Here is a 10,334-nt window from a genome sequence, read left to right as displayed (position 1 = left end):
CGATCCGGTGGTTCCGCCATCCCTGTCGGGCTTGAGGTTATACAACTATCCCAATCCTTTCAATCCATCCACCACGATATGCTACCGTGTCCCGGAAAGCGGGACGGTAAAGCTCAGTATCTATAATCTCAAGGGACAATTGGTCAGGATTCTGCTGAATGAGCCCAAGCAATCCGGCAATCATCAGCTAATCTGGAATGGAGATGATCAAGCAGGAAACAAGGTATCCTCCGGTGTCTATTTCACTCGCATCGAATCGAACGGAAAGTCATCAATGCATAAGATGTTGTTGGTGAAGTGATTAATACAGCATCAGTATTGATAAGACATAAAATCGTAAAAGCAGCAGGCCTCGACTGCCACCGCTGCTCATCACTGCCTCGAGTGAGAGGTCGAACCGACGGGGACGTCGGTAAATCCATAATCATGGAACGCCGACGTCCCCGTCGGCGACACGAAGGGGCTCTATTCCAACTGCTCTCCGGCGCTTTATGTCATTGTAGCTTAATACATTGCATGTATCTCCGCAGCATCGGCAATATGCGCTACCACCTTAGCATTACGGAGTCAATACGGACTTAGTCCGTAATGAGTCCGTATTGATTCCGTAATGCAAAGGGGGAAGATGTAGCGTGAACAGGTGAACGGGTGAGCAGGTGAACAAGTTGTTTCGGCTTAGATTTAAACGATCATGAAGATCATAACGATCCGCGTCATCTGTGTTCTATAGGCTAATTGATAGGGGTTATTCTGCGCTCTGGTTTGGCATCCCCGATAGCTTCGAGGACAAGCTCTGCGCTTCGGCAAAACAACAACCGGCAATACTAAAGACCACTATTTCTCGATGAAACCTAAAAATGCAGCGTAGAATGGTGATGGTTTTTGAACAGTCTCTTCAAGGGCGGAAACACCATTGGGAAGTTTCTCCTTGACATATAGCCATGGCTTGGTTTATCGGCTCTTCCTAAGAAATCAATATAAAAAATAGCTGGAGGAAAACCATGTCCGCAAATCTGAAGTATGGAACCATCAGTTCGAAACAATCGATCGAACTGGAAGAAAAGTACGGAGCGCATAACTATCATCCGCTGCCGGTCGTTCTTGCCAAAGGCGAAGGCGTCTATCTGTGGGATCCGGAAGGAAACAGATATTTCGATTTTCTGTCTGCCTATTCAGCAGTGAATCAAGGGCATTGCCATCCGCACATCATCAATGCCCTGATCGATCAGGCAAAAGTGCTCACGCTCACGTCCAGAGCCTTTTTCAACAACAAGCTGGGCGAATTTGAGAAGTTTATCACCGAGTTTTTCGGATATGATATGGTGCTGGCGATGAATTCAGGCGCCGAGGGAGTCGAAACAGCGATCAAGCTTGCCCGCAAATGGGCATATAACGTCAAGGGCGTTGAAAAAGACAGCGCCATCATCGTCTTCTGTGAAAACAACTTCCATGGCAGAACTATGGCGGTGGTTTCCGCATCCTCCGATCCCGATTGCTATGAAGGTTTCGGTCCCTTCCTTCCCGGCATCGTCAAGGTTGCATACAACAGCGCCGATGCTTTGAAGACCTATCTGGAAAAACACGGCAAAAACGTCGCCGCTTTTATCGTCGAACCGATCCAAGGCGAAGCGGGAGTGATGGTTCCTGATGATGGATACCTCAAATCCTGCTTTGACCTCTGCAAAGTGCACAATGTTCTTTTTGTGGCAGATGAGATCCAGACCGGCATCGCTCGCACCGGCAAATTGATAGCCTGCGACTATGAAAACGTGCGTCCGGACATCCTCATCCTCGGCAAAGCCCTTGCCGGAGGTGTGCTACCCGTTTCCGCAGTGCTTGCAGATCGCGAGATCATGCTCACCATCAAACCGGGACAACATGGATCCACTTTTGGCGGATTTCCGCTTGCCTGTGCAGTTGCCAAAGCCTCTCTGGAAGTGGTGAGAGACGAAAAACTGGCGGAACGCGCTTTTGAACTTGGCGAGTATTTCCGCGGTCTGCTGCGTGAGATCAACCACCCGATGCTCAAGCTAGTGCGCGGCAAGGGACTGCTCAACGCCATCATCACGGAGCCAATGAACGGAAACGAAGCCTGGGACGTATGCCTGATGTTGAAAGAAAAAGGACTTCTCTGCAAGCCCACACATCGTCATATCATCCGTTTGGCACCGCCTCTGGTGATCACCAAAGAACAGCTCAAAGAAGCTGCCGATATCATCGCCGGTGTCTTTGCCGCTCTATAGATCTATGCCTTGCACCGCCTTCGTAATCGGATCTGTTTTCCTCATCGCGGGGGCGGTGTTTTTTAGATGAGCAGAGCAGATTTTCGCTCTGGTTTCGTCGCCATCATCGGCAAGCCCAATACCGGTAAATCTACTCTGATGAACCGCATTTTGGGCGAGAAACTATCGATCACTTCCCCAAAACCGCAAACCACCCGCTATGCGATCAAGGGCATCCTTAACCAGGAAGATTGCCAGGTCATCTTCATCGATACCCCCGGTTATCTGAAACCGCGATACGAGATGCAGACCAAGATGCTCAATATCTGGAAGGATGCCTTTCGGGACGTCGATCTGGTCATTTTCATCACCGATATCGGAGCCTTTCCCACGGATTATGATCTTGAGGTGCTGAACCATCTGAAATATGTCAAAGCTCCGCAGATCTCGGTATTCAACAAGCTGGATCTGAGACCGGACTGCAATCGCGAACACTATCAAGCTCAAATGCCGGCATCCATCAATGAAACTCTTTTCATCTCCGCCGCCACCGGAGAAAACGTATCCATCCTCGTTGACCGGATCAAATCCTATCTTCCTTATCATGAACCCTATTACGCGGAGGATCAGCTATCGGATCTGCCGATGCGTTTTTTTGCGCGGGAAGTGATCCGAGAGGGGATTTTTAATCTCTTTGAACAGGAGATACCTTATGCCACAGCGGTTTTGATCGAACGCTACAGGGAATTGCCGGAAAAAGTGGTGATCGATGCCGTGATCTGGCTTGAACGGCAAAGCCAGAAACCGATCATTATCGGCAAAAACGGAGACAATCTCAAAAAGATCAGAGAGTATGCCGAAAAGCAGCTATCTGCCTTTTTAGATATGCAGACGGAGATCCATCTTTGGATCAAGATCAATCCCAATTGGCGGAAAAAGACCAGCGCTTTGAAGGAACTTGGCTTCGATTAGGCAGATTATTTTTGGGTTAAAAACGGAGATTGAGGGAAAATTGTTGACAGGAAAGGCTGCTTTACCAAGCTTGGAATATTCTCACCTTTCATTGTTTTTTATATTTCCAAATATTTCACTGAGTGGGGATTATGTCTCATAGTATAGCAATGAAAAGAGTCCTGGTGCTGGACATCGGAAACACGAATATCGTGTGCGGCATCTACCAGGGCGGCAAGATGATATGGTTTGCCAGGTTTTTCAGCTCGCGCAATCGCACGGCGGATGAGTATTTTGCCTTGTTTTCCTCGCTGCTGAAAGACATCCGGCTTCAGGACATCAATCACATCGCCATGGCAAGCGTGGTGCCGGAACTCACGCGCATCTGGCAACATCTCGCAACGAAGTATTTCAATGCCGCAGTGACCGAGATTACTGCTCTCAGCCCCCTCGGCATCAAATATAAGGTGAAGGATCCTTCATTCATCGGCGCAGACCTTGTTGCAAACGCATTCGGCGCCTGGAAGAAATATAAAACCAACTGCATCGTGATCGATCTTGGCACTGCCACGACGATCCAACTCGTGAGCGCCAAAGGTGTTTTCGAAGGCAGTGTGATCGCTCCTGGTCTCAAAACAGGCGCTTCCCAACTCTTTGAGAAAGCAGCCCTGCTCTTTGAGATTGAGATTGCCGCGCCCACTTCGCTTTTAGGGCTGAATACCCGGGATTCGATGCTTTCAGGTATCGTCAGCGGACATGCCTACATGCTCGAGGCTTTTATCCAAAAGCTGAAACTGCTCTATTTTGACCACAAACAGATCAGCACCATCATCACCGGCGGGATAGCGGATCTGCTGAAACCTTTGGTGTCCTCGATTGATATTGTGGACAAGACCCTCACCCTGGACGGGCTGAATCTCGCGCTCATGCATTTGCTTGAGCAATAACAGGTTATGACCAAAAGACTGCTGGTTTTCGGCCTTAGCCTTTTGCTTTTGGGGATCCTGGCTGCGAACTCGTTCTATCCCAAGCTCTATGTCCTGGGCTACAATCCCGTGATCGACAACAAAGTGTTGATCTACAAATATGACAAAGGGTTGAATCAAAACAAAAGCCGTCCATATTATATTCCATCCTTTGCCCCCACAAAGAAAGAGACCGTCGATTTTGAAAACCGCAAGGTGAAGATTTCCACTCAAGTGGACAATATATCCATCTATCCGGATGTGACCATTGGTTTCGACAGCTATTTCGACAATTTGAAGAGACAGGCTTTTCGCAAATCCCTGCGGACACACATCCGTACGCAGGCTCAACAGACGCAAGTTACGACTACCGGTCTGATCAAGGAGTTCGTCATCGATCTTCCGTCTATCGCCATCCCCAGAGCGGTGCAAAAAGTGCTTGGCTCTTCTGCCGGCAGGCTCAATCTGGACGGAACCCAAAAGCTCACTCTGGAAGCGGGCAGCACCAAACGCAAAAAAGTGCCGCTCTATGATACCGTCGGTTCCAGCCGTTTCGATCTGAAAATGGAGCAGGAAACCAATCTGCGTCTCTCCGGCACGATCGGCGATAAGATCGGCGTGAACATGAAATATAACAGCAAACAGGATCAGCAACTCTTTGATCCGAACAACGTGAACATCAAATATACCGGCACTGAGGACGAAGTGATCAAGTCCATCGAAGCCGGAAATATCGCTCTTTCCCTGTCTGGCTCGCGATATATCAGCTATTCCACCAGTTCGCAGGGGCTCTTTGGTGTTACTTCAAAGTTTAAATACGGTGATCTGGAAATTACCGCCATCGCCAGTAAAGAAGAGGGGCAAAAAAACACGCAGAGCTATATCGGTAAGAGCCAGGCGGATTCCACCATCTTCCGTAGCAAGGATTATGCCCCCCGCACAATGTACTATCTGCATGATCCCTATGAACTTTACGCGCTTTATACTCCCGCCGATGCGGGTCCAAACGTTCCCAACGGATGGATCAACAATGCCATCAAGACAAATCCGAGTGGAGCATGGTTGATCGCAGCGCCCCTGCTTCTGCCCAAAAATGGATCGGTTAAGCTCTACATCGATGATGCCATTGCCAACAACAACGTCACCGCCGTGCCCGGAGACACAATCTATTTCAGCCAGTTTGACTATTATGTGCCATATTACAATGAGCTGATCCAAGGCACGGATTTCATTACCGATTACTCTGCGGGGATCATCCAGTTAAACGTTCCGGTGGACCGGAGAACCACTCTGGCGGTGCGCTATGTTCTCAACGATGGATTGGATACACCCGTTCCCTTTAATAGCGATGTCCAGGACGGAGTTTTGCACGCCAAGGTGATCCGGCGCCGCAATCAGGAGTATGATCCCCAGGATCCAAACAATGTGTGGAACTATCAGATGCGTAACGTCTTTAAAATGAACAAGACCAATATCCGCAACGATGGTTTCAGCCTCCAGATCTATACGGAAAACGTCGATCGCACGCGCAATTATCTGATTCCGGATAGCCTTGCCGTGGGAGGGATCATCACCTATGATGATTATCTGCGGATGGACAGCAATGGTGATGGATTGGTCAACGGAGACGATTCCACCGTGAATCTGAGCAGCGGGATGGTGTCCATACCATATATAGAACCCTTTTACCCCCTGGGAGACGTGGTCGTCTATCAATACGAACAGGAAAGCGTGAACTATCTGGACATGAGCTTCTTTATGTTGGTCAAGGGCAAGATCGGACGCGATGCAGTTGATCTGGCTCAGGGAGGAATCCTCAAGGGCAGCGTCCAGGTGCGCGTCAACGGCAATATTCAGAAAGAAAACGTGGACTATCTGGTGGATTACGATTTTGGCAGAATCACCTTCCTCACGCCTGCCGGCAAGGACCCTGATGCCAAGATCGAGATCGATTATGAGTTTCGCAGTATGTTTGATGTTTCCCGCAAAACCCTTGCGGGCGTGAGAACCGATTGGAACATCACGGATTTTGCCAAGCTGGGCGGAACCTTCATCTACCGCTCCGAAAACGTATCCGACAAACGCCCCCGCATCGGCAGCGAAAACATCGAAATGATCATGACCAACGTGGATGGCAATTTATCCGTCAAGCCGGCTTTCGTAACCCGCTGGCTGGACGCCTTGCCTTTCATCAAAGCCACCGGGCAATCGTCTTTCACTTTATCCGGAGAAATTGCATATACTATTCCAAGTATCTACGGCGATCCGAACGGCAAGAAAAAAGTGGCATATATCGACGACATGGAATCGATCGTTGATTCCTATCCGATGGGTGTGACGATTTCCGCATGGGCGATGGGCAGCAAACCGTGGGGAACCTCTCTGGCAAAAGGTCGACCGATCTGGTACAATCCCAAAAACGTCCGCCGCGAACAGATCGAAGATCCTTCCACGCTCACCGAAAGAGAGAAGAAAGAAACCGTCACAGTGCTCGCCCTCAAGGTTTTTCCAAGCACAATGGGTATGCCGGGGTCAAACGTCTGGAGCTGGGGCGGCGTGATGAAATATCTCGGCAATCAGCTTGATTTTTCGCAAAAGAAGTATCTGGAGATTCTGCTCAAAGTAGATGTGCGCACCGGAGAGCCAATCCCCAATCCGATCCTACGCATCGATCTGGGGGATATCAACGAAGATTTTTACACCGAATATGGCGGGCTGAACGTTCTCAACAATGAGGACAAAAACAGCGACGGTGTGCTCATTCTGGACGAAGACACAGGTCTGGACGGCATCCGCTGGGGCGAGCCTGGTCACGATCCCAATGACAAAGCTTCCAACGAGATGGATCAATTGGGCGACTATCCTTATATCAACAACACAGAGGGCAACCGTGTGCTCGATACCGAAGATCTGGACGGCAACGGCGTGTTGAATCAGCTCGACCGCTATTTCAGCTACACGATATCGCTCACCGATTCCCTCTATCTGGAAAACATCAATCACGATGGATGGCGTCTTTACCGCATTCCGCTCACCGATCCCAACGCGTATCAGATCGTCAATAATTCCACCTCCGGAGTGCTTGCCAACCTTAAAAAAATCTCCTTTGGCAGGATCATGTTAGAGACGGACGTCAATGCCAAGGTCTTGATCGCGGATGTCTCCGTGGTCGGAAACAAGTGGCAGGACTTTTTGGTGCGCTACAAAAACAACCTATGGCTCACCCCGGCGGACATGAACTTCTATAACACCAGCTATATTTCCGGGATCGTGAACAACCAGAAGAACCGCAGCCATTACACTTCTCCGGAAGGCACTGTTTATATCGAGGATCGCCGGGAATCCAGCGAATCCGCGCTCACGTTAAACATCCAGAATCTCCATTATGGGCATCAGGTGCTGCTCAGGCAAAGAAGCATCGATTCCTTCAGCCTGCTATCCTATGGCAAGATCAAGTTTTGGGTCTATCCCGAAGCCAGCGACATCAGCCCAATTTATCCGGATTCCATCAATATCGTCTTTCGCATCGGAGCCGATTCCCTTCATTATTACGAGATTCGCGAGCGCGTGCCGGTGAATCCCTATATGTTGAAAATGGATAAAAATAGATGGATGGAATTTACTTATGACCTGCAACAAGTCACCGCGCTCAAGCAAAACGACCCCACCGCCACGCATGGCGAGATCACGATTGGAACCACCACCTACGGCTTTCGTGGAACACCCACACTTACCAACGTGCGGGACGTCTATCTCGGAGTGCTCAATCCGGATGACACACAATCTCCCATGGCTTTCAGCGGGACACTCTATTACAATGACCTGAGGGTGGCGGAGCCCTATGAAGACATCGGCATAGCCAACCGTATCTCGCTAAGTTCCGTATTTGCCGATCTCAGCACGCTGAGCATCGATTTTGAAGAGAAGAGCGAAAACTTCAACCCGGTAATCCAGCGGGGACGCTCCAACACCTTCACGCGCAGCACCACTTTCAATATCAGCAACAAGTATTTCCTGAACAAGTTCTTTCCCCAAACCTGGTCTCTGGACATTCCAGTAACTCTTACGCGTAGCTATACTTTGGGTATCCCACGCTATCGCGCCAATTCGGATCTTTTGAGAGAAAACATCACCGATCCGGCGGAAAAGGAACGCGAACGCTCTGAGTCGCTACTCTACGCGGCAGAATTTGGATTCAGCCAACGCACCGCTCCCAAGAATAAGATTCTGCTATATTCCATCTATCGCAGCTCCCTCAGCGGCAGGATAGAAAACTCCTTCCGGCACACCCCCACTGCAGTGGACACGACATTTACCTGGAGAGGAACCTATAACTACAACATCGGTTTCCCCAGCGATAAGGTGAGCTTAAAGTTATTCAAGAATTATCGTTTGGGATTTTTCCCCACGACATGGAACAACAGCTTCACCCTGAACAAAACCGATCCCAAAAGCTGGAACTGGGAATTGCGCGACAATGTCTATAGCTGGCGTCCCCGAGCACAGGTCATACCCACTTTTATCCTCAATACCGATACCAATATCAACTGGGGGCTGACCTCAGATATCGCTGCCACCATACGTCTGAACAGCAAGCGAGACCTCATTCAGGAAGTGCTCATTCAGAAAGTGAACGTTGGCAAGCTGGCGGATTATACACAAGATCTGGGGCTAAACTTCAATCCCAATTACTTGCGCCGCTACTTCAATTTCACAGCTTCGGGCACCACCCGCTTTGCCGAAAATCAGCGTAAGTATTTTGAAAACACACCCGATGGTCAGATCGAGCGATACCAAAGTGACGGAAGCAGCAATCGCACCCTCCGCACAAACCTGACTCTGATGAATTCAAATCTTTTGGGTTCATGGGCAGAAAACCTCGCTAACCGACACAACAGCCGCAAGGAAGCCAAATCTGCCCAGAGCAGCACTGAAGATCAGAAAAAAAGCGATACAGATAAGAAAACTGAGGAAGATTTAAAGCGCGAGGAAGAACGCAAACGGGAAGAACAGAATAAAGCCGAAGAATCAAAAACGAACGATCCATCCGACCCCAAGGCGGATGAGCGCTCAGGCGATCCTGGCATGGGATACCCGGAGAATAGGGATGCAGATATGCAAGCCCCTCCCGCTGAGCCTGGAAAGCCTTACACACCACCCAAAGGAGTGAGCTTCCTGCCCGCCACGATGATCGGATATCTGTCCAAGATAAAAAACGTTACCGCATCCTATCAAAACACTTATACAATGAACTATACGCGCAAGGATGAACGTCCTCCCTTCGCTTTCCAGATCGGCTTACCACATTCGGTACCACACGGATTTCTCGATTCCACTGGGGATGACAATACTCTGACCCTTTCCAGCGGTTTGATGTTTTCCCGCAAACTGGACAGCGTGCTAAACTATTCCTACACTATAAACAAGCGCTATTCCAACGCCAGCAACCAGACCGTGGCGACCACTTTTCCGGACTTGACCCTTTCGTTGATGGGCGTGGAAGAGTGGTTTGGGCTCGGAAAGTATCTCTCTGGCTCAAGATTAAACACGGGATTTCAATACACCGTGCGCTCAAACGGTGATATCGATTGGATCAAACCCAAGCAAGAGATGGTGGGCATGTCCTTCAATCCCCTGATCGGCTTCACCGGCAGCATCATGAAGGTAGTAAACACAAATCTGAGCTACACCATGACGAAAGCCGAGAACACCACGGACATGGAAACCTACGAGATTATCAAGACCACCGACACTCGCGCCCTAAACGGTAATGTTTCCTATTCCTTCCGTGCCGGACGCGGGTTCACTGTACCTTTCACCCAAAAGAAAATCCACATCCGCAACGAACTGACCTCGAGCCTGGCATTCGTCTATGAAAACAACTTCGACGAAACTTTCGGTCGTGATTCATCTCAGATCGACCGCGACAGTTCGCGTCTTGCATTCACTCCGGGCGCCACCTATCAGTTTGATCAAAATATCCGTGGGGGCTTGACCGGCAGCTATGAGATCACCAACGACCGCAAACGCGATGACGGTGTCCGTATCTTTCGCTTGGGGGTCTGGGTGGAGATAAATCTGTAGATATTACCGGTTTGCCATCTTGCTGCCATTTTGGCAGCTTTTCCTTGACACCAGCGCAAGCCAAAACTTTTTAAGCCACAAAAATTATCATTATCAAAGGAGAAATCCTCAT

5 protein-coding genes are annotated in these 10,334 nt (G+C 49.5%); all 5 read left to right on the top strand.

The window, feature by feature from the left end:
- Nucleotides 1-301: T9SS type A sorting domain-containing protein (locus tag Q8M98_02305; GenBank protein ID MDP3113587.1), on the top strand; the 301-nt coding region annotated here is incomplete at its 5' end.
- A gap of 700 nt (nt 302-1,001) precedes the next feature.
- Entirely contained in the window at nt 1,002-2,243 is a 1,242-nt protein-coding gene (gene rocD, locus Q8M98_02300; protein MDP3113586.1) for an ornithine--oxo-acid transaminase, read from the top strand.
- A 66-nt stretch (nt 2,244-2,309) separates the two neighbouring features.
- Nucleotides 2,310-3,194 (top strand): GTPase Era, encoded by an 885-nt coding sequence (gene era, locus Q8M98_02295; protein MDP3113585.1) that lies wholly within the window; start codon nt 2,310-2,312, stop codon nt 3,192-3,194.
- A gap of 149 nt (nt 3,195-3,343) precedes the next feature.
- Nucleotides 3,344-4,120 carry a type III pantothenate kinase gene (locus Q8M98_02290; protein MDP3113584.1) on the top strand — a complete coding sequence of 259 codons (777 nt, stop codon included), beginning with the start codon at nt 3,344-3,346 and terminating at the stop codon, nt 4,118-4,120.
- A gap of 6 nt (nt 4,121-4,126) precedes the next feature.
- A complete protein-coding gene (locus Q8M98_02285) occupies nt 4,127-10,222 on the top strand; it encodes a hypothetical protein (protein ID MDP3113583.1) in 6,096 nt (2,031 codons plus the stop codon).
- Nucleotides 10,223-10,334: the final 112 nt, after the last annotated feature.

The sequence above is a fragment of the Candidatus Cloacimonadaceae bacterium genome, assembly GCA_030693415.1.
Taxonomy (GTDB): Bacteria; Cloacimonadota; Cloacimonadia; order Cloacimonadales; family Cloacimonadaceae; genus JAUYAR01.
Note: the sequence above shows the minus strand (reverse complement) of the source record. Positions and strands in the feature narration are given on the sequence as shown.

Bases quoted from the DNA above. Each gene is read 5' to 3' on its own strand.
- rocD (MDP3113586.1), top strand. From the start codon at position 1,002: ATGTCCGCAAATCTGAAGTATGGAACCATCAGTTCGAAACAATCGATC.
- era (MDP3113585.1), top strand. From the start codon at position 2,310: ATGAGCAGAGCAGATTTTCGCTCTGGTTTCGTCGCCATCATCGGCAAG.
- Q8M98_02290 (MDP3113584.1), top strand. From the start codon at position 3,344: ATGAAAAGAGTCCTGGTGCTGGACATCGGAAACACGAATATCGTGTGC.
- Q8M98_02285 (MDP3113583.1), top strand. From the start codon at position 4,127: ATGACCAAAAGACTGCTGGTTTTCGGCCTTAGCCTTTTGCTTTTGGGG.